General features: G+C 33.1%; 18 protein-coding genes and 1 pseudogene. 11 read left to right on the forward strand and 8 right to left on the reverse strand.

Annotated features, from left to right (window positions below; all coding sequences use genetic code 11):
* From AVL50_RS25260 to AVL50_RS25270, 3 genes and pseudogenes are all read right to left on the reverse strand, one after another.
* Positions 1-233, reverse strand: a pseudogene (locus tag AVL50_RS25260) (helix-turn-helix domain-containing protein); the annotation flags it as partial.
* 92 nt (positions 234-325) lie between these two features.
* On the reverse strand, positions 326-1,144 hold the full coding sequence (locus AVL50_RS25265; protein WP_062619668.1) for an SDR family NAD(P)-dependent oxidoreductase: 819 nt from the start codon (positions 1,142-1,144) through the stop codon (positions 326-328).
* A gap of 4 nt (positions 1,145-1,148) precedes the next feature.
* Complete coding sequence (locus AVL50_RS25270; protein WP_062619670.1) at positions 1,149-1,682, reverse strand: YceI family protein; 534 nt, start codon at positions 1,680-1,682, stop codon at positions 1,149-1,151.
* An 85-nt stretch (positions 1,683-1,767) separates the two neighbouring features.
* Here AVL50_RS25270 and AVL50_RS25275 point away from each other — a divergent pair, with 85 nt between their 5' ends.
* Entirely contained in the window at positions 1,768-2,172 is a 405-nt protein-coding gene (locus AVL50_RS25275) for a MerR family transcriptional regulator (RefSeq protein WP_062619672.1), read from the forward strand.
* 30 nt (positions 2,173-2,202) lie between these two features.
* Here AVL50_RS25275 and AVL50_RS25280 read toward each other — a convergent pair whose 3' ends face one another.
* Entirely contained in the window at positions 2,203-3,837 is a 1,635-nt protein-coding gene (locus AVL50_RS25280) for a tetratricopeptide repeat protein (RefSeq protein ID WP_062619675.1), read from the reverse strand.
* Positions 3,838-4,043: 206 nt separating this feature from the next.
* Between AVL50_RS25280 and AVL50_RS25285 the strand changes: the two genes are divergently transcribed.
* Entirely contained in the window at positions 4,044-6,290 is a 2,247-nt protein-coding gene (locus tag AVL50_RS25285; RefSeq protein ID WP_063850917.1) for a S46 family peptidase, read from the forward strand.
* 78 nt (positions 6,291-6,368) lie between these two features.
* Entirely contained in the window at positions 6,369-6,989 is a 621-nt protein-coding gene (locus tag AVL50_RS25290) for a hypothetical protein (RefSeq protein WP_062619679.1), read from the forward strand.
* 264 nt (positions 6,990-7,253) lie between these two features.
* Here AVL50_RS25290 and AVL50_RS25295 read toward each other — a convergent pair whose 3' ends face one another.
* Both AVL50_RS25295 and AVL50_RS25300 read right to left on the reverse strand, forming a co-directional pair.
* Positions 7,254-7,796 carry a dihydrofolate reductase family protein gene (locus AVL50_RS25295; RefSeq protein WP_062619680.1) on the reverse strand — a complete coding sequence of 181 codons (543 nt, stop codon included), beginning with the start codon at positions 7,794-7,796 and terminating at the stop codon, positions 7,254-7,256.
* 155 nt (positions 7,797-7,951) lie between these two features.
* Positions 7,952-8,557 carry a NifU family protein gene (locus tag AVL50_RS25300; protein WP_062620029.1) on the reverse strand — a complete coding sequence of 202 codons (606 nt, stop codon included), beginning with the start codon at positions 8,555-8,557 and terminating at the stop codon, positions 7,952-7,954.
* Positions 8,558-8,810: 253 nt separating this feature from the next.
* Here AVL50_RS25300 and lipA point away from each other — a divergent pair, with 253 nt between their 5' ends.
* The 8 genes from lipA to AVL50_RS25340 all read left to right on the forward strand — a co-directional run bounded on the left by lipA (position 8,811) and on the right by AVL50_RS25340 (position 17,892).
* Positions 8,811-9,701, forward strand: a complete 891-nt coding sequence (gene lipA / locus AVL50_RS25305) for a lipoyl synthase (protein WP_044207577.1) — start codon at positions 8,811-8,813, stop codon at positions 9,699-9,701.
* Between the two features lie 71 nt (positions 9,702-9,772).
* Entirely contained in the window at positions 9,773-10,003 is a 231-nt protein-coding gene (locus AVL50_RS25310; protein ID WP_062619681.1) for a cytochrome b5 domain-containing protein, read from the forward strand.
* A 1-nt stretch (position 10,004) separates the two neighbouring features.
* On the forward strand, positions 10,005-10,895 hold the full coding sequence (locus tag AVL50_RS25315; RefSeq protein WP_062619682.1) for a DMT family transporter: 891 nt from the start codon (positions 10,005-10,007) through the stop codon (positions 10,893-10,895).
* Positions 10,896-11,254: 359 nt separating this feature from the next.
* Positions 11,255-13,600, forward strand: coding sequence for an outer membrane beta-barrel family protein (locus AVL50_RS25320; RefSeq protein WP_062619683.1), 2,346 nt, complete (start codon positions 11,255-11,257; stop codon positions 13,598-13,600).
* Positions 13,601-13,656: 56 nt separating this feature from the next.
* Entirely contained in the window at positions 13,657-13,842 is a 186-nt protein-coding gene (locus tag AVL50_RS25325) for a hypothetical protein (protein ID WP_062619685.1), read from the forward strand.
* A gap of 93 nt (positions 13,843-13,935) precedes the next feature.
* Positions 13,936-15,237, forward strand: a complete 1,302-nt coding sequence (locus AVL50_RS25330) for a radical SAM/SPASM domain-containing protein (RefSeq protein ID WP_082796008.1) — start codon at positions 13,936-13,938, stop codon at positions 15,235-15,237.
* Positions 15,221-17,428: a peptidase domain-containing ABC transporter gene (locus AVL50_RS25335; protein ID WP_062619688.1), complete on the forward strand. Its 2,208-nt coding sequence runs from the start codon at positions 15,221-15,223 to the stop codon at positions 17,426-17,428. The genes AVL50_RS25330 and AVL50_RS25335 overlap by 17 nt, the downstream gene beginning before the upstream one ends.
* The gene (locus AVL50_RS25340; protein ID WP_062619691.1) at positions 17,428-17,892 is read left to right on the forward strand and encodes a hypothetical protein; all 465 of its coding nucleotides are present in this window, start codon (positions 17,428-17,430) and stop codon (positions 17,890-17,892) included. Before AVL50_RS25335 ends, AVL50_RS25340 begins: the two co-directional genes overlap by 1 nt.
* A 114-nt stretch (positions 17,893-18,006) precedes the next feature.
* Here AVL50_RS25340 and AVL50_RS25345 read toward each other — a convergent pair whose 3' ends face one another.
* Both AVL50_RS25345 and AVL50_RS25350 read right to left on the reverse strand, forming a co-directional pair.
* A complete protein-coding gene (locus tag AVL50_RS25345; RefSeq protein ID WP_062619693.1) occupies positions 18,007-18,975 on the reverse strand; it encodes an aldose 1-epimerase family protein in 969 nt (322 codons plus the stop codon).
* On the reverse strand, positions 18,972-21,548 hold the full coding sequence (locus AVL50_RS25350) for a glycoside hydrolase family 2 protein (RefSeq protein WP_062619695.1): 2,577 nt from the start codon (positions 21,546-21,548) through the stop codon (positions 18,972-18,974). The genes AVL50_RS25345 and AVL50_RS25350 overlap by 4 nt, the downstream gene beginning before the upstream one ends.
* Positions 21,549-21,581 lie beyond the last annotated feature (33 nt).

Consider the following 21,581-nt stretch of genomic DNA (forward strand, 5'->3'; position numbering starts at 1 on the left):
AGTTCTTGTTCAGGTGTTTTCTTTTTCATGGCACTGACTTTATGGTTCCAGTCAAAGTTACCATATTTTTGTAACCAAACCTTTACTGTTCTATCTCCCTGTATTCCATATTTACGTGTAGCACCTTTTAAACTTAATTGACCACTTTCAACTTCTGAGACAATTTGAAGTTTTAAGGACATTGAATAATCTTTCTGAGTTCTTTTAACATATTGACTTTTATTGTCTTCCATAATAACGATTGTTTTAGTGTATCGTTATTTTAGGACTTTACAGTAACCATATAAAAAGGGTCAGTTATTTATTTAACTGACCCTTTTTATTTTCAACTGATTTTTATTCCTGTAAAAGACTGAGAGTATTGTAATAATTCATCTAACAATACATCTCCTTTCTTGATTTTTGAATTGACAGACTTTCCTTTCCCTTTGACATAAAATTGATGCATAGTGTGATCTGATAATATCAGGTTCACGATTTGCTGACCTGCTTCCTTTGGAGAAATCATACCCATTAATTTCGAAAGTAAACGCACAATAAGTCCTTCCTTCTGTACAGTTTGTGTATTGACAATACCAGGATTCCAATGGAAATGAGAGACATCTGTATGAGAAATCATTTTCCAATTGTAAACCAATAAAGCACTTCCTATTGAGTTTTGCCACACCTTTGTAATCATACTATATTGGGGGTTGTCAAGTTGTTGATATTTTATCTTACCTATTATTGATCCATTGATATGAATGACTTTTTTGATAGGTGATTTTTGAAGCAATGGATTTAACCTCACAGAAAAAAGATACCTTGAAATATAACCTGTAGTAAAAGACTTATCTATACCATCAATTGATAGTAATGCTTCTTTGGGTTGTATACCAGCATTTAAAATGAGTACATCCAAGGAAGGGAATTGTAGTAGGTATTGGTCTAAAAACTGATTTACAGCTTTAATTGAGGATAAATCACATATAAATAATTGATGTTCTTTTTCCCCACTAATGTTTCTAAGTTCTTTTAATACAACTTCACCTTTATTTGAGTTTGTACCTAATACATGAATAATGTATCCATGTTGTGCTAACAAGATTGCAGTAGCTTTTCCTATTCCGTCTGTAGCTCCTGTTATTAAAGCTGTTTTCTGCATTGTTTTACTCTTCAAGTTTACATGTAATAGATAATCTCACCTCATTGCCCACAGTGAAAGTACTGTTCCCTCCTACTTTATAATCGATTCTATTGATCGAAGTTTCACCTTTGAATACTTGGTGATCATAATTAAATGGAATTGTGATTTCTTTTGTTATTCCATGTAATGTAAGGTTTCCAGTGACAATGTATCCTTCTTCTTTTTTCTCAATTTTCTTCGACTCAAAACAAATCAGAGGATAGGTTTCTACATCAAAGAAGTCTTCTGTTCTTAGATGTTCATCCCTTTTTTTATTTTCAGTATTGATAGACGTTGCAGGAATACAGACGTTCATTGATGCATTTCCAAGTTTTTGTTCATCAAAAGAGATCTCACCCGTGAGGCCTTTAAAAGAACCTGTTACTGTTTTGATCTTGAAGTTGTCGATGGAAAATTTTACTTCAGATTTTAGAGGGTCGATGTTTTGACCGAATGAAGAATACATAGCCCCTTGTACTAAGAAGATGATTGTTAGAATGACTTTTTTGATTTCCATAGTATTATTAATTAAGTTTATGCAAATATAAACCGTGGACTATGGTCAATGGTCAAATCTTTTTCTAACTTTTTTTTCAAAAAATATGAGAGTAGGTCAGTTAGCAGAGAAAACTGGAGTGTCGAGAGATACTATACGTTTATATGAGCAGATGGAAATGCTTATAAATATCACACGACCATCAGAGTATAATAACTATAAAGATTACGCAAATGAAAATGTAGAAAGAATACAGATGATTCTTACCATGAAGAAATTTGGTTTGACTTTGAAAGAGTGTAAGTATGTGTTGTCAGTTATTGAGAATGAAGAATACGATCAGGGGTTTCACGAAGAATTTATTCTGAAAAAAGTAAAGGAATTGGATGAGAAAATTAAAGAACTCCAATTATTAAGAGGGACCTTTTTAAATTTCTTGAATATGGATTGTGATAAGCATTCATCTAAAATTGATTTAGATGAAATAAAAAATGCTTCAATTAATCATTAATTGAAGCATTTTTTATTTCATCAAATTTATTTATTGAGCATTGATCACATCAATTTTTGAATAAATTTCTCTAACAACAGGGCTGTCTTTCATGCCAATGCCTTCATAAAGAGAAATTGCTCTGCGGTAAGTTTTCAGAGCTACAACTTTTTTCTCCTCTCCCATTTTAGCATAAAGATCACCTAGTTCTTTTATACATGTAACATGCTCTAAGGTTAAGGCTCCATAATACCCTTCTCTTACTTTAGCTACACTTTTCAATGCTTTTTCAGCTTTCACTAAACTGTCTTGAGAAGAATAAAGTCTTGATAAACTATATAGAGAATTACCATAGTCAATATGCTGTTTACCCATATTTTTTTCTCTGGTATCAAGTCCTTTTTGGATTTCCTGCTCAGCATCCTCAAATCTTTTTCTCTCAATATAGAAGAAGGCCAAACTATCTAGGGCTTGACCATAACTGGAATGTTTGTCAGATAAATTCTGTTCAGCATCAGCAATGGCTTTCTTATAAAGCTTTTCAGCTTCTGTATCTTTCTTTTGCTTACTGTTTACTCTTGCCAAAGTAATAGTAGCGATGATGCCTTCAGGTGATTTTTCCTTTCCTAACTTTTGATACGTTTCAAGGGCCTTTTTAGAATACTGTTCAGCTAAAGGAACATTATTTTGAGTAATTTCAATTTCAGCTAATTCAATATAAGTTGCAGCGACTTGGGTACTGTTTTCAGTATGTGTCGCGATGTTAGCATCAAGCTTTTTCTTGATGAAATTATAAGCATCTTCAGGAGCACTTAATTTCTCATCCAAATGAATAGCCAAACGTTCAACCTCAGTAATGTATTTAGGATTTTGGATTGTGATTGCTTTTGCTAAATTATCTACATACTTGTAATACGATTTGATTGCAGCATCTCTCTGCCCTGTTTTTTCTAACAAAGAAGCTTCTTGAAGATAAAGCTGTACATAAGTTGACTTAGGAGCTTTTGTTTTTTCATAAGCAACAATGGACATGCTAAGCTGAATTGTTGCCTCATCAACTCTTTTGAGTCCCATGAATACCTCAGCTTGTTCTGAAAGAATTTGGGCATATTCATCAGAGCCTTTCATTGTTTTTTCAGCAAGGTCTTCAAGGTTTCTGTACATTGTTTCGGCTTCCTTGTATTTACGACCTCTCAAGTACAATCTTGCATACTTGTGATATGTGGTAGCATAGGCTTTAGATGTTTTTCCACTTGTTTTCTCTCTAGTTGTCAATGCCTTTTGATAGTACACGTCAGCTTGAGGAAAGTTTTTCATTACCAGGCTATTGTCAGCAATAATTTCTTGAGTATCACCCATTTTATTAGAGACTGCATTGCCAGACTTTACTAATAATTTTTCAAGAGAAGTATAGTAAATGTTGGCGTTGCCCAGATCTTTTTGTGCTTCATAAGATTTGGCAAGAAACTCAATGTTAAGAATATAGTCAGGGTGCGTCTCACCTATTGTTTCCTTCCCTACACTTCTAGCAGTTTGGAATTTTTGAATTGCTTTATTATAATTTTTTTGGTCAAAAGCTGCTTTTCCGTCTGCAAAATAAGTATTAAAATTTTGAGCAAAACTATTTGAGGATAAGAAGATAAAAAAGACGACAGAGGATAATAAGTATTTGATTATTTTCGTCATAACAAAAGACAAGTATTTATTATACAAGTTCTACGGGAGCATGCGTAAGAACGTATGCTTTTAAAAATTTAAGTTAATCTATCTTAAACTAAGAGATTAAGAGTATATAATCTTAATGCAAATCTTGGTCCTAATGTGATTTGTTAAATGATTTTGGTAGAATTGCAATAGAATAATTAAGAATATTTACTAACCATACGAGAATAATGAAAAAATGGATTCAAGTTTTACTTGTTTTGATGTTGTCATCACAGGTAATTGCCTCTGATTTAGGTCCAAAAAAGCAACTAGATGAAGGAATGTGGTTGCCAATGTTTGTGTCACGTCTGAATTACACAGACATGAAAAAAGAAGGTCTTAAGCTTACAGCTGAAGAGATCTATAGTGTCAATAATAGCTCTCTTAAAGATGCAATCGTTCACTTCGGCGGATTCTGTACAGGTGAAATCGTATCTGACAAAGGTTTAATTTTTACAAACCATCACTGTGGATATGGTGGAATTCAATCGGTAAGTACTGTAGAAAATGATTACTTGACGAATGGATTTTTTGCCAAAAGTCACGATGAAGAAAAGCCAATCGAAGGATTGTTTGTACGTTTCTTACAGCGTATGGATGATGTTTCTGAAAAAGTGAATAAAGAATTAAAAGGTCTTACTGGTGCTGAAAGAGCTAAAAAGGCACAGGAAGTAATGGCAGGTATCAAAGCAGAAAAAGAAGGTGAATTAAACAACGACAGCTATGAGGTTGTTGTGAAATCTTTCTTTGAAGGAAACGAGTTCTACATGTTCGTTTATGAGCGTTATGATGATATCCGTTTAGTAGGTAACCCTCCTGAGGCTGTTGGTAAATTTGGTGGTGATACAGATAACTGGATGTGGCCAAGACACACAGGTGACTTCTCTATCTTCCGTGTATACGCTAGCAAAGATAACAAGCCAGCAAAATACTCTAAGGATAACATCCCTTACACACCAAAACATCACTTACCAGTTTCTATCAATGGTGTTCAGAAAGACGACTTTGCAATGATCATGGGTTATCCTGGGTCTACAGATCGTTATTTAACTTCTGAAGGTGTAAAACAACAAATTGAGGTATTTAACCCATTGTTTGTTGAAATGCGTGATGCAATCTTGAAAACTTGGAGAAAGCACATGGATGCAGATCCGAAAGTAAGATTACAGTATGCATCAAAATATGCTAGTACGGCTAACTATTGGAAATACTTTATCGGTCAGACAAAAGGTCTGAAGCGTCAACACGTCATCGAGAAAAAACAAGCAGAAGAAAGTCAATTTAATGCTTGGATTGCAAAAGATGCCAACCGTAAGAAAGAATATGGTACTGTGACTGATATGTTGAAAGAAGGTTATGACGGTAAAAGAGACGGCCGTGTAGCAATGGTTCTTTTAACGCAAGGTGGTTTCCGTATTGAAGCGGTGATGCAAGCAAGAAAAGCAGCTCGTTTTGTAGGTGAGGTTTCTGCAGAAGAAGTATCAGAGACAGTGATCAAAGATGCTAAAGAAACTGCTTTAGAGCAGGCAAAAGGTTTCTTTAAAAACTATGACTACGCTACAGATAAAGAATTGGCAGTAGTGTTATTGAAGAAGTATAAAGAAGTTTTAGGTCGTCCTGAAAACAAAAATCTTCCAGTTCCTTCAGTATATGAATTAATTGAAAGAGAGTTCAGCGGAGATTATGAAGCATATGTGGAAAAAGCATTCACAACTTCAGTATTTACGGATCAAGGTCGTTTGGAAGCATTTATCAGCAACCCTTCTGCTTCTGTTTATGAAGAGGATATGTTGACACAGTTGCACAACGAATTCTTCCAGTCTTACTTATCAGTAGCGAAAGGTGAGCAAGAAGCTGAAATGAAAGTAGAAGATGGTAACAGATTATATGTGAAAGGTATTCGTGAAATGAATCCAGATAAATCATACTATCCAAATGCCAACTCAACAATGCGTTTGACTTATGGTACTGTAAAAGATTATATTCCAGGTGACGCAATGTTCTATTCTTACTATACTACTTCAAAAGGTTTATTGGAGAAAGAAGATCCTAAAAACCATGAGTTTGTTTTACCAAAAGAAATCAAGGAGAAAGTAGTGAAGAGAGACTTTGGCAGATATGCAGATCAAAATGGTGAGTTGCGTATTGCTTTCATCACTAATAATGATATTACAGGTGGTAACTCAGGTTCTCCAGTAATCAACGGCAACGGTGAATTAATCGGTTTAGCTTTTGATGGAAACTGGGAAGCAATGAGCGGTGACATCGCATTCGAACCAGAATTACAGCGTTGTATCAACGTGGACGTACGTTATGTACTTTGGACAATTGACAAAGTATATGGTGCTAAAAACATTGTTGATGAAATGACAATTGTTGGAGGTAAGAAAGCGAAAGGTAAAGCATACGAAGACTTAATGCCTACGAAGTATTAATTCTTAATATAGCATTTAAAGGAAAGGTTGGTTTGTATTATACAGGCCAACCTTTTTACATTTATAAAAAAATACATAATGAATAACCTATTCTATACACTTCAACAAAAAGCAAAATATCATCAACCTCTGATGGTAGGAATATCAGGAATTGATGGATCAGGAAAAGGCTACATTGGTCAAAAAATATTTGATGGATTAACTTCAAGAAGTGTAAAATGTGAGTTGATTGGTATTGATGGATGGCTGGAACCTCCTTCTCGTCGTTTTTCTAAGGAAAAACCTGCCGAGCATTTTTATAAAAAGTCTTTCCGTTTTGAAGAGATGAACGAGAAATTGATTAAACCATTAAAATCAGATGGTAAAATTGATTTTATCGCTCAGCATTCAGCTCCAGATCACAGTGAAGAACTGATAGACTTTCATTACGATATCAATGATGTAGAGATCATATTAGTAGAAGGTATTTTCCTTTTTCAAGAACAGTTTGATTTTGATTATAGAATTTGGGTAGAATGTAGTTTTGAAACCGCCTTTGAGCGTGCTTTGGTAAGGAATCAAGAAGGTTTATCAGAAGAGGCTTTAAAGGAAGAATATGATACTACTTATTTTCCTGCACAACATCTTCATTTTGAAAATGACAAACCTAAAGATAGAGCTGATTTTATTTTGATTAATGATCACCTTTTGGAAAAGTAATATTAATCTAGTGAACAGCACTTTGATTGAAGAATTAATGATTAGGACAGAATATACTATTTGCTAGAAGTCAAAGACTTCTAAAGACCTTCCAAACACAAGAGACGCTATCGCTTAACTCTTGCGCTAGGGAAAAGTAGTAGAACCACTGGTGCGAATGTTAAGCGCCAGCGTCATTCGTGTCCTACAGATCATCAGAAATCTCCTGATTTCTAAATACTATTTATCTAATTCAATTTGTGGAAGTGATGAGATAAATAGTATTTAACTTCTATTTCTAAAATAAGTATCTTGAGTAATTTGATTCAGCAGTACTTTTGACTCAACATGATCAAACATCATCGACTTTGGAAGGCTTCCAAAAAGAGGAGTACCACCACCCAATAAAATAGGTATAGTTGAAATAATCATCTCGTCAATTAAATCTTCTTTCAAGAAGTTCTGTACCGTAACACCTCCATCAATATACAATTGATAAAATCCCTCAGCATGAAGGTCGTTGATTAACTCATGCAAAGGACCGTTGACGATAATTGCCTTGTCTTCGAATTCTTCAGGAACCTCTTTTAAAGTATTGGATAAAACAAATACAGGTTTCTGGTAAGGCCATTCACCTCCCATATTACAAACCATTGTAAATGTATTTCGTCCCATGATCAAACCATCAATTCTTTCCATTAAAGGATGGAGCCCAACATCTTCATGGTTAGGATTGGGTACACTGTTTAGCCAATCTAGCTCTCCTTCTGGGCCAGCGATGTAACCATCTAAACTTTTTGCAATAAATACGATATTTCTAGTTTCCATTATTTCTTTGATTGATCTAAGAGCGAAATTAAATATGGATTATCTATAGAAAAATAACAGGGGTCAATACCATAAAAAAGAGTTAAGGATAAAGAACAGTTATTTTAGTTCTTCATCCTTAACTCTTAATTTTTTATTCAAAAAGTGCTGTTGTATTAAACGCCTTCCGCTACTACTTCTTTCACTTGAGGAACCATTCTTTTCAGTAAGTTCTCAATGCTCATTTTAAGTGTGAAAGTAGAAGAAGGGCAACCAGAACATGCACCTTGAAGTAATACTTTTACGATTCCAGTTTCTTCATCAAAAGAGTGGAATTTGATAGCACCACCATCCATTTCAACGGCTGGCTTGATGTACTCATCTAAAACACCTCTGATTTTTTTGATGGCTTCAGACTCGGCCTTTTCTACGATAGTCTCATCAATATTCTCGAAGATTGGCTTTTCAGCTTCGAAATACTCCAATAAGAACTCTTTGAACTTAGGAATGATTTCGATCCAGTCTGTACTTCCCTCCTTTTTTGTAATTGTGATAAAATTACTCATATAGAAGATACGCTCTACTTCCTCAAACTTTTCGAAAAGCTCTTTTGCTAAAGGAGAAACCTCTGCTTCTTCGATGCTTGGGAAATCATAGCTCTCACCACCTTTCAATAACATAAAACTCAACATGAATTTCATGGAATTCGGGTTAGGGTTCGCTTCTGTATATATCGTTATATTTTGCTTTGGACGTCCTGCTTGTTGTGTTGAATTTTCCATCGTGATTGATTTTTTTATGATCAAATATATTTTGTGTGTAATCACAATATTTGGCAAAACAAACATTTAGCAGATTCTTATCAAAAGAAATAGGGAAAACAAACAGCTTTTTCAGTCAAAATTAACAATTCGACCTCCAAAAAGAGGAAATATATTGAATTAGTGACATGATTTCATAATTCTGAAACAAGTTTGTAACTTTGTCCTTGATTATGAGTTATTCTTGTAATCGAAAACGAAAACGAGAAATTAAATGATAGAACTACCAGTAATCTCTTCGGAGAAAAAAGAAAAGCCTCAACGTAGGCCGGATTGGTTGCGTGTAAAACTACCTATCGGGAAGGAATATGCTAAAGTGCGTAAATTGGTAGATCAGCATAAGTTGAATACTATTTGCCAAAGCGGTAACTGCCCGAACATGGGGGAATGCTGGGGTGAAGGTACAGCTACTTTCATGATTTTAGGAAATATATGTACTCGTGGATGTTCTTTCTGTGCAGTAGCAACAGGTAGACCAACCGAATACGATGCAGAAGAGCCCAAACGTGTTGCGGATGCAATCCACAAAATGCAGGTAAAGCATGCCGTAATTACTTCTGTAAACAGAGATGAGCTAAAGGACAGAGGTGCTGAAATTTGGTACCAAACTGTAGTAGAAACGAAGAAGCTCAATCCGGAAACAACTATTGAAACGCTAATCCCTGATACAAGAAAAAACTGGGATGCGTTGTATAGAATGATGGAAGGTGGTCAGGAAGTGATTTCACACAATATGGAAACAGTGAAAGAACTTTACAGAGCCGTTCGTCCTCAAGCAAAATACGATCGTTCTTTAGAGCATATCAAAAGAATTGTGGATGCTGGCCGTCGTGCTAAAACAGGTATCATGCTTGGTTTAGGAGAAACAGACGAGATGGTATTCAGAATCATGGACGACCTTGCAGAAAGAGGCTTGCATGTAATGACTTTAGGTCAATACTTACAGCCTACTAAAATGCACCATGAGGTAATTGAGTACATCCACCCAGACAAGTTTGAGATGTACAGAGAAGAAGGTTTAAAAAGAGGTATCAAATACGTTGAGTCGAGCCCATTAGTACGTTCATCATACCATGCTGAGCGTCACGTAAATGTGCCGATTTAATTCAAATGACATAAACTTTTTCACAATGGCTTTGTTATATTCGATTTAACAAAGCCATTATTTTTATCCTTATGGAAAAATATACAAAACAACAGTTAGCGTTGAGAAACGGTCAGGACAAAGAGGAGATCTGGGTAGCTTTTGAAGGGAAAATCTATGATATGACCAAATCAAGGTTGTGGAGAGATGGAAAGCACTATCAGCACTGGGCAGGGCAAGACCTGACACCAGAAATGAAAGACGCTCCTCATACTGCTTTTGTTTTCGACAAATTTGAGCCAATCGCAGAATTGGAAGACTAAAATGACTAAACTAACAAAACTTCATGCTCACCTCTTCTTGATGGGTGCGTCTGTAATTTATGGATGCAATTTTGTGATTTCTAAGCTGGCAATGCCTGCTTACATCACCCCTTACGCCTTTATTTTTTTAAGAATAACAGGTGGAGCAATTCTTTTTACGCTCTTACATCAATTTACTGTAAAAGAAAAAATCAAGGATAAGAAAGATCTACCTCGGTTTTTAGCCGCAGCTATTTTTGGAGCCTGTATTAATCAATTATTATTCTTCGATGGACTATCTCAGACAAGTCCCATCAATGCTTCTATTATTGTAGTTTCTTCTCCCGTAATAGTGCTTACACTGTCTTTTATTTTCTTAAAAGAGAAAGTGACTCCCTTGAAAATAACAGGGATAGCAATGGGTTTTATAGGTGCAATTATGATGATAGGACTTAACGGAGTGGCTTTTCATTCAGGGTCTATGAAAGGTGACTTTATGGTTTTTGTCAATGCCGCATTTTATAGTGTTTATTTGGTGGTTTCGAAACCTCTTTTGATAAAATATCATCCATTTACAGTAATGAAATGGGTATTTGTCATGGCTACACCTTTTGTAGCTGTAGCCACATGGTCAGACGTGCAAGCTACAGATTGGGAAGCTATTCCAGCATCTATTTGGATAGCAATCTCTTACGTGGTGGTGTGTACATCTTTCCTCGCTTATTTATTTTATGCTTTGGCAATGCGAGTAGTAAATGCATCAACAGCTAGTTTTTATATTTATTTTCAACCTATGGTTACAACAATTGTGGCTGTATTAGTTTTAGATGAGTCAATAAAGGCAATGCAAGTGATTGCAGCTGCTTTTATTTTTATTGGGGTGTATTTGATTAGTGTGAAGAAAAAAAAGTAGTTCATATTGAGTTGACTGACTTTATATTTTTAATAAAAGTTAAATAATATATTGTTGGTGGTGGCAAAAAGATAGTAAGTAGGTCTAAATAGCGAACACCAAAGAAAAGTATATAATCAATTCAATTCATGTTTAAACTTAAATAACTAAAACAGTAGGAGTATTAAGGCTATTTTTTAATGAAATTTGAAATTCGTTTTATAATTGCTCTTAGTATGTAAAACCAATATTATACTTGAAGTAGATTTTATAAATTTCTAAGGTAAATAGCAAAAGCTATTCTATTTAAAAATAAACTAACTATCGAAATATAAATATTCCGTGATAATGAAAAGGGATATTTAGTAAACAGCTAACTAATGTTTAAAATAATTCAATTTATATTATTTACTTCAATAACAACGAATTTTTTATACGCTCAATCCACGTTTGATGGGAAGGTAGTAAATGTAGAAAATGCTCCTGTTGAATATGCCAATATTGTATTGTTAAATGAGTCAGATAGTTCAATTATAAATGGAACATTTTCTGATTCTACTGGTTTTTTTAAAGTATCAAGTAATCTACCGAATGTAATTTTACAGGTAAGTTCAGTAGGTTACCTTACAAAGACCATGAAAGTTGGTAATACGCACAACCTTGGAGAGGTAGTATTGTCTTTTGATCAAAAATTGAAGGAAGTAGTTGTAAGAGATCAGAATATTTTTGAGAAAAAAGAAGATAAATTTATTTTCCATGTGAGTGATTCTCCTTTAGAAAAAGAAAGTTCATCTATTGAGATGTTACAGAAAGTACCTATGATATGGGTAAATCATAACAATCAAATCTTATTAAGGCAAGAAGCTGCAACTATTCTTATAAATGGTCGAAGATTAAACTTAAAAGGAGATGCTTTAAGCGATTATTTAAATAGTCTATTGACGAAGGATATAGATAGGATTGAGATCCAAACGAATAATTCGGCAGAAAACGATGGGGATATAACTGGTAGTGTTATTAATATAGTATTGAAAAAAGAAAGTGCTGGTTATAATCTAAACCTGAAAACTTATTATAGTACATATTTTAATAATTTGTATGATTTAAATAACTCTATGTCATTTAATTATGCAAAAAGTAAATGGCAGTTTTATTTTACACTAGGACTAGTAAATGAATTAGGTAAAGAAGATTATAAATCTAACTTTTTGATTAAAGAGTCTTTAGAAAATCAAACTACTGAAGGTTATTATGATCATAAGATTAATAATAATGTTAATAGCAGACTTGGTACAATTTTTAAAATTTCACCTAAACAAGAAGCTGGTTTAGAATTTTATATTAAGGATGATAATTTAGGACTAAATAATAACAATAATCTTTTAATTTCTGATGTTAATAATATTCCAAAAGTGGAAGGGAAAACCTATTCTACTTATGATATTTCGACTCAGATGGTAGATTTCATATTGAACTATAGTTTCAAGTTAGACACCTTGGGAAGCAAAGTTACATTCGTTGGTGATTATATAAATCATACATATAATAATGATTTATTTAATTCATCGGAGTATGACTCGCCTGAATATGATGGTGTGGAAGATTTGAATAAGTCCAATAATTTAACTGAAATGTATTCCATTCAATCTGATTTGAATAAAAAGTTTATAAGCGGATTAAACCTTTTAGTAGGTATAAAACATCTTTCGACTTTAAGAGATAATGTTTTAGATTCCAAGACTGTTATTGATGGACAATTTGTGCCTAATGAAAGAACTAACCATTCTAAAAATAAAGAATATATAAACTCTGCATATACTTCTATTGGTTATGCTTTAGATGAGAATTATATAAAAATTGGATTACGAGGTGAACATACACAATTTGAAAACAATGATCTGACCAATAGTTCAAAGGTAAATGGTAGTTATTTGACATGGCTTCCTTCTATATATTATTCTAGCAAGCTAAAGAACGACATATCTATTTCATTGAGTTATTCTAAAAGGTTGACAAGACCTTCCTTTAGAATATTAAATAATAACGTGAACAAGATTAATGATTATAGATATGATATTGGAAATCCTAACTTAACACCTGAATTGCTAGATAAGTATGAGTTTACTGTCTCGAAAAGAAATCATAATTTATCTTTTTACTTTAATCACAAGAAAGATGTAATTACAGGGTTGTGGAGTATGGAAAACGATATTGCTGTTCATCAAAATGTGAATAATGGGACTACCCAGCAGTACGGTGTAGAATATAACTACAACAAAAAAATTACGGAGTGGTGGAAAATAAAACTGATAGGAGAACTTTTCGAAAGAAAAATAGTTAATCAAAATCTCAATCAAGCTACAGCATTTTTCTATATGTACAATGGCTTTTCATTGAATAAAACAATGTCTATTGATCTTTTTGGAAATTATATGTCCCCCTTTTTAAGCGGAACTTATTTTAATGCTGAAAACTACTCTTTAAATCTTATTATCAAGAAATCTTTTCTTAATAATAAGCTTAATACAAGGCTCTATCTTACTGATATTTTGAATTCAATTAGAGTTAGAAATGAATCCGAGTTTCAAGATTCATACTTTGATTTCTATCAGAAAAAGAACACAAGAAGTATTGTATTATGGCTAAGCTATACTATTAACTCCAAGAATAAATCATCAAAGAAAAAACGTAACACTTCGAATAATCAGAATAAACATAGATTATAATGGCGGAAACCGAAAAGCCAGCAATGAGTAGGTCATAACCAAATCATTTAATTAAAATGAAATCTAAAAAAACGTTAGAACAACTTGCAAAAGAACTTTCCAAATTAGAAGAAAATCAATTAGGAAAATTGAAGGGTGGATTCGTAGCTTTTTCTTCTTTAAAAGCTAAAGAATTACCATCAACAGATTCTGTTTCTGTATCAGTTTCAGGAAATTGTTCATGTTCATGTACATGTTCTTAAATTAAAGCCATTTAACTAATTAATGGCCTAATTTCTAACTATTTCAATGGAGAAGTTTATCTTCTCCATTGATGTTCTATCAATTTATTTACTATGCTATACAGCCAATTTAACTCTATACTTTCTTATAAAAACAACTATATATTGCATAATGCCTTCACTAACAAATTCATGTATCTTAATCCTCTTTTGAAAGAGTTGATTGAAGCGGCTAAGAATGAGGACAATTTGGAAGGCTTGAGGGAAATTCACCCTGATTTCTATCAACAATTAGTGGAACTAGGATTCTTTGTAAAACAATCTGATAATGAGATAGAAAAAGTTAGACAAAGAATTGATGAAGTAAACTATAATGAAGAAGAATATTATTTGATAATCAATTCTACTATGAACTGTAATTTTGGTTGTTGGTATTGCTATGAAACTCACAAAAAAAACTCCCATATTTCAGATGCTTCATTACAAAAAATAAAAAAGTTTATAGAAAATACCCTCGAAAAAAATAAGAAAATAACAAAATATACTATTCAGTTTTTTGGAGGAGAACCATTACTTGATTACAAGAAAAGTGTATTGCCAATTATGGATTATGCTTTTAAAAAAGCTCAGCAAAGAGGTATTATATTATTATTAAATTTCACAACGAATGGTTATCTCATTAGTGATGATATGATTCAGGATTTCTTAAAGTATAAGGTTAATGGTTTTCAAATCACTTTGGATGGAAATAGGGATGAACACGATAAAGTTCGTTTTGTTTCAAAGACCAAAGGATCATATGATAAAATCGTTGAGAATATTAAGAAGATAGTCCGTAATAAAATGTCAGTTGTATTGAGAATCAATTACACTGAGAAAAACCTTAAAGAATTAGATTTAGTTTTTGAAGACCTTGAAGATTTAGAATTAGAGTACAGGTCATTGATTACCTTCTCTTTGAATAAAGTATGGCAGGAGAGTAATAATAATTTAGGTGAAAAAGTTTCTACATTTTTATCCTTAGCTACAAATAAAGGATTTTCATTGCCAGATGCTTTATTATCTGATCGTGTTGAAAATTCATGTTATGCTGATAAATTTAATCAGGCAACGATAAATTATGATGGGAATGTCTATAAATGCAATGCCAGAGATTTCACAGATGAGAATAAAGAAGGTATACTAAATGATGAGGGAGTTGTTGAGTGGAATGAAAAGCGAACATTTAGAATGGAACATAAGCTTAAAAATAAAGCATGCCTTGAATGTAGAATATTACCTATTTGTGGAGGAGGCTGTAGTCAAAATATGATAGAACACGTGGACAAAGATTATTGTGTAAATGATTTTGACGAGGCTAAAAAAGATGATATTATTTTAAGTATGTTTTTATCTGAAAATGTTGAGAAAATTTAAATTATATAGGCAATATGACCAAATGGATTGTGGGCCAGCTTGCGTTAGGATGCTTACTAAATATTATGGGAAAAATTATTCATTAGACTCTTTGAGGGAATTGTGTTCGATTGCTACAGATGGGGTCTCTTTACTAGGTATTGACGATGCTTTAAAATCTTTAGGTTTCTCTACAATAGGTTGTAATGTTAGTATTGATCAACTAGAAGAGGATGTTCCTTTACCATGTATTTTGCATTGGGAACAAAACCATTTTGTCGTTCTATATAAGATTAAGAAAGATACATTTTCAAATACATCTAAGTTCTACATTGCAGACCCTGGAGCGGGTTATAAAAGCTTTAAGAAAAATGATTTTTTAAAATATTGGGGTGAAAAAGCAAATGACACACTTCATTCTGGAACTGTTCTATTGGCTACCCCTTCTGAAAATTTTGAATCTATAGAAGAAGAAGGATCTTTTTCAATGAGTTTGAAGTATATTTTACTGTATCTAAAAAAGTATAAGAAATACTTTCTACAGCTATTTTTTGGTATCCTTCTTACAAGTTTTATCCAGATTCTTCTTCCTTTACTAACTCAATCAATTGTTGATGTTGGAATAAAAAACCATGACATCGATTTTATATATTTGATATTGATAGCTCAAATGGGGCTAATAATAAGTCGGATGTTTGGAGATTTTATTCAGAAATGGATTTTACTACATATCAGTACAAGAATTAATATATCATTGGTTTCAGATTTCTTTATTAAGTTGATGAAGCTACCTATGAGCTTTTTTGATACAAAATTAATAGGTGATATTTTACAGCGAATAAGTGATCATGATAGAGTTGAACAATTTTTATCTTTCCATATTCAAAACATTGTCTATTCATTTTTTACATTCATTGCATTTGGTTCTGTATTAGCTGTTTATAGCCTTAAAATATTCTCAATTTTTTTAGCTGGTAGTTTTTTATATACCCTATGGATTTTTTTCTTTTTGAGAAAGAGAAGAGAACTTGACTATAAAATGTTTGAACAAAAAGCACTTAGTCAAAGTAAAACTTACCAATTGATATCTGGTATCCAGGAAATAAAACTTCAAAACTACGAGAAACAAAAACGATGGGAATGGGAAGATTTACAGACAGACCTTTTTAAAACTAATATTAGCTTTTTAAAGTTAGAACAGATCCAAACCTCAGGTAATGTTCTTATCGATGAATCTAAAAATATATTGATTACTATTATCGCTGCCACTTCAGTGGTTAATGGAGAAATAACTTTGGGTATGATGTTGGCCATTCAATATATAATAGGACAGCTTAAAGCACCGATTGATCAGGTAATAAGTTTTATATACGATTTCCAGAATACACAAATCAGTTTAGAAAGAATTAATGATATTCATTTAAAGAAAAACGAGAATAGAAGTAATGATCAAGAAGATAGAAGTATTAAAATAGACAATGATAACTTGATCCTTAATAATCTCTCTTTTAAATATAACAAGTACTCATCATTTGCACTGGAGGATATTTCTTTATTTATTCCTAAAGGGAAGGTGACAGCAATTGTAGGAGCTAGTGGAAGTGGTAAAACGACATTAATTAAATTATTGCTTCAGTATTACGAAGTGAGTTCAGGAGAAATAAAAGTTGGAAATACAAACTTATCAAATTTTAAAACTGATATATGGAGAAATCAATGTGGAGCAGTAATGCAAGAAGGTTTTATTTTTTCTGATTCAATAGCGAATAACATTATTGTAGGTTCAGAGTTTGATGCTGAAAGGTTATTATATTCTTCAAAGATGGCTTGTATAGATATTTTTGTTGATAGTTTACCTCTGAAATATGACACTGTTATTGGAGAAGAAGGACAAGAGCTTAGCCGAGGGCAAAAGCAAAGAATATTAATTGCAAGGGCCATTTATAAAAATCCTAATTTTTTATTTTTAGACGAAGCTACAAATTCTCTAGATGCAAATAATGAAAAACAAATCACCGAAAATCTCGAAAGTTTTTATCAAGGAAAAACTGTTATTGTAATTGCACACCGACTTAGTACTGTAAAATATGCTGATCAGATTGTTGTTTTAGAAAAAGGTAAGGTAAAAGAAATAGGTAATCATGAATCGTTAACAATGGTCAGAGGAGCATATTATCATCTTGTAAAAAACCAATTAGAGTTAGGAGATTAATGAACACATTTGATAAAAACCATCTTTTAAGAAGTAAGAAAGTTCAAGAATTATTAGATCAAGAACTACCTTGGATGATGAGGTTAGGGATATTGATAATTTTGATACTTGTATTGTTTTGCAGTTTGTTCTTTATCACAAGAAAATGGGATTCTAATTTTGAAGCGAAAATTGAGTTACATAAAAAAGCAGACTTCGTATATAAAGCAAAATTGAAAATGCCACTAGGTCTATCCGAAACTATTTCAGAAAAAACGAGTACCTATGTAGAAATGTCTCATATTAACGGGGGAAAGCACCTTACTAAGATTCTTAATATTGATAGTATATTGAATATCAATAATGAGATAGTCTATTATTATGTAACCTTAGAATCTGTTGATAGTGTAGGAATAAATGTTGACTCTATTTTAGATATAGCTAATGTGGAAATACCTAGGTCATTATCAAATCTTGTTAAGTAACCCATTTGTAATACTTTAGTAGAAGTTGAATGTATAAAAAGGAAAGAGCTGAAAACAACCCTTTCCTCTAAAAACTTCCATGAAGGAAGACACGCATCTATTACATTATATGATTTAATTGAAAGTCATTGTTGTACTCCAACTAAAAACCTCACCCGCTCCCAATGCTTTAATACCTTTTTTGTTGGTGATATCTTGATTGAAATCTTCATAATCCGGTAAACCATACCAAGGTTCTAGGCAAACAAAAGGACTTTCATTAGAAGGTGACCAAACGCCTAAATAAGGAACATTTTCGATGGTCATTTCTATAGAAGAACTGTCTTTTGTATTGTTTTTATTTGAAAGTTTGATGGTGGAGGATTGAGGATTTTCAACAATAAAAACATCTTCTTTGAAAAGTGATTTTGAAAGTGATAGAGAAGATGAATTGTTAAGGAAATCTCTTTCTTGATCACTGATTAATCCATTTTTCAACGTTAAGCTCTTTAAATTTTCAACTTTACTGAAGGTTAATTGATAATCTTCAAATGTTTCATCCTGATGTAATGGAATATTAAACCCAGGATGATAGCCGGATGAAAAGTATAGGGTTTCCTCTCCTTCATTGACTACTTTAAAAGCGACATTCAATTGATTCTGATGCAATGTGTAGCACACTTCATACGTAAAATCGAATGGATAATATCGCTTGGTTTCTTCAGAACTTTTTAATTGAAAAGTGACAGACGTATTGCTCGATTGTACTGTTTCGAAAATACTGAGTCGTGCAAAACCATGCGACATCATCGGGTAGTCTTTATTGTTGTATTTATAGAATCCGTCTTTTAAGTCACAAACTATTGGGAATTGTAATATGGCATGATCTGCCCATGATATGGAGTCGCCTTGCCATAAGTATTCTACTTTTTTGCTGTCAGAATAAATGCTTGTTAGTTCGGCTCCATGTGTTTTCGCCATCACTTTTAAAAAATCATTTTGGAGTGTGATATGATCTTTGTCGACTGCTTTTGAAACACAAGAGGAGAAAAGGCTTGCCAGTAAAATAGCCAGCAAACCTTTCAATATATTTCGATTTATCATTGGTTCAGAATATTGTCGTTGTTGAAGTCTGCGTAAGATCTGATAATCAAATCTTTTGGAGTGCTTCCTTCTTTAGGCGTAAAAGTGATTTCTACTTCCTGGTTGGGTAGAAGATCAAGGTAATTGTTAGAGAAATGACCTTCCGCTTCTTTATAAGATAGGAATACATTTTTCGCATAACTTGAAGCAGAAAGTGTAATAGTGATCGTACCATTCATATTTTTAGCACTGCTTTTTACAACATCAGCTTTCAAATTCATTTCTTTTTCAACCACAAAGTCAAAATGATTTTCAGTAATGACTTTATCATTTTCAAGCAACTGCACTTGAAGTACAACATCATTCTTTTGTGCTCTATTCAAGAATTTTTCAGCATCTGCTCCAAAGTAGATCTTGCTATTATTTTTCTCGACTAGAACATTTAGTTTCTGATCATTTAATACCGTTCCATCGTGTTTCATTAAAGTCACAACTAATTCTCCTTTGATGTCCTTCAAACGGTCAGAAACCAAGTAGATGTTCAATTTTCCATCTTCGATAATCACTGGAGCAATCACTTCTTGATAAACATCTCTTACCGTATAATGAGGTGCTTTCCAATTACCATAATAATCAATGGTAGACCATGAGATCGCAGGCCAGCAATCGTTCAATTGCCAGTATAACGTACCCATACATTTCGGCATATTTCTACGGTGTGCCTCAATCGCTATTTTTGTTGCTTTGGCATGAAGGATCTGACTTCGGTACACATAAGTTTCAAAATCCTTTGGAATACCATAGTAGGTTTCCATTTTTCTTTCAATGGCTTGATTGCCAAAGTTTGGATCTCTTGTCTGATCTTGCTTGGCTCTATTGTGTGCAAACATCACTTCCGATGTTTTATTTCTCTCCCATTTCTGAGTGAATTTCTTGATCGTCTTCATTTCAGGGTAAGACTGAAAACCGTATTCAGACATAAAACGCCCTACTACTTCATCATAAACCGTAAGTGGTGTATCCCCTTTGGTATGCCATAAGTGAACATCACCATAATTTTCTGAAATGTTGTTATATCCTGTGTTTGGAGAAGTAGGGTGATAATGTCTCGTTTGATCCATTGTGGCAATAGCATCAGGAATGACATTGTAGAACAATTTCTTTAAGTTTCCGATATAAATTTTTTGCTCTTCATCAGTGTATTTATGTTTCCATCCCCACTCATGCCATGAGATTTCGTTTTCATTATTACCATTCCATAAAGCAATACTTGGGTGATTTCTTAACCTTTTGACATTATATTTTACCTCTTCTGTTACAGATTGTAAGTAGTCTTGATCAGCAGGGAACATTCCGCATGCAAACATAATATCTTGCCAAACCAATAGGCCATTTTCATCACACAAATCATAGAAAATATCTTCTTCATAAATACCGCCACCCCAAACTCTCAACATGTTCATATTGGCATCTACAGCTTGTTGTATATAGTATCTGTATTTCTCTTCCGTAACTTGATCTTGTAAATTGTGTAGAGGAATATAGTTTGCCCCTTTCATAAACACTTTCACTCCGTTCAACTCCACTGTCATGCTTTTGCCGATAGCATCTTCTTCTTTAATCACTCTGATAGAACGGATACCTGTTCTTACCTTTTGAGTGACAGATTTAGAGGCAGATTTTACAGTACAGTCAAAAGTATAAAGATGCGGATCACCTAAGCCTTTTGACCACCAAAGTTTTGGGTTTTTAATATTGAATGTTACTGGAATTAAGTTTTGTCCTTCTTTTAAATCAAAAGTTTTAGTGCCATATACTTTTCCTTTATGGGCAATTTCAAGGCTTGCTCCCTTTTGTGCTTTACTTGCAATGATTTCATAAACAGCCTTTACTGTAGCTTGTTTCTTGCTTACTTTCTCTGAAGTAATTTGGACGTCTTCCAGCTTGAAGTTGTTCCATGCTTCCAAATAAACAGGTCTCCAAATACCAGAAGTGATTAATCGAGGTCCCCAGTCCCAACCGAAGTGGAAACCTGCTTTTCTTGAATAAAGACTCAACCAAATTTCAGAGTTTTGATCGTTATTTGGCCATGCTTGAAGTTTGAAAGGAGCATTTAAATACTTGGGCATATCTTTTTTGAAGACAGAGTGAAAATAAACTCTTACCGTATTTTCACCTTCTCTCAGTAATTCTTTGCAGTCCACTTTCCAACCTCTGTGCATATTGTTGGCTTCTAAGACCAAAATGTCATTGATGTAGACATCTGCGTAAGTATCTAATCCGTCAAAATTAAGGGAGATATTATCTTTTGCTAAAGTTACTTTGCTGACAGTGAAGTTCGTTTTGTACTCCCAGTCTTTTTCCCCTACCCATTGCACGGCTTTTTCATTTACTCTGTAGAAAGGGTCTTTGATAATTTTGTTATTGATAAGGTCAGAATGTACCGTTCCTGGTACCGACGCTTTATGCCATTTGGTAGTATTGACTTGTTTAAAACTCCAACCTTTATGTAATTGTATTATTTCACTATTACTTCCTAATGCTACTTGAGCGATCAAGAGTAAATTGACCAGGTAAAATAAGATTGTTTTCATGATTTCTGTAGTTGATTTTTTATTTGAAGGGTG

This window comes from Flammeovirga sp. SJP92 (genome assembly GCF_001583495.1).
GTDB lineage: Bacteria > Bacteroidota > Bacteroidia > Cytophagales > Flammeovirgaceae > Flammeovirga.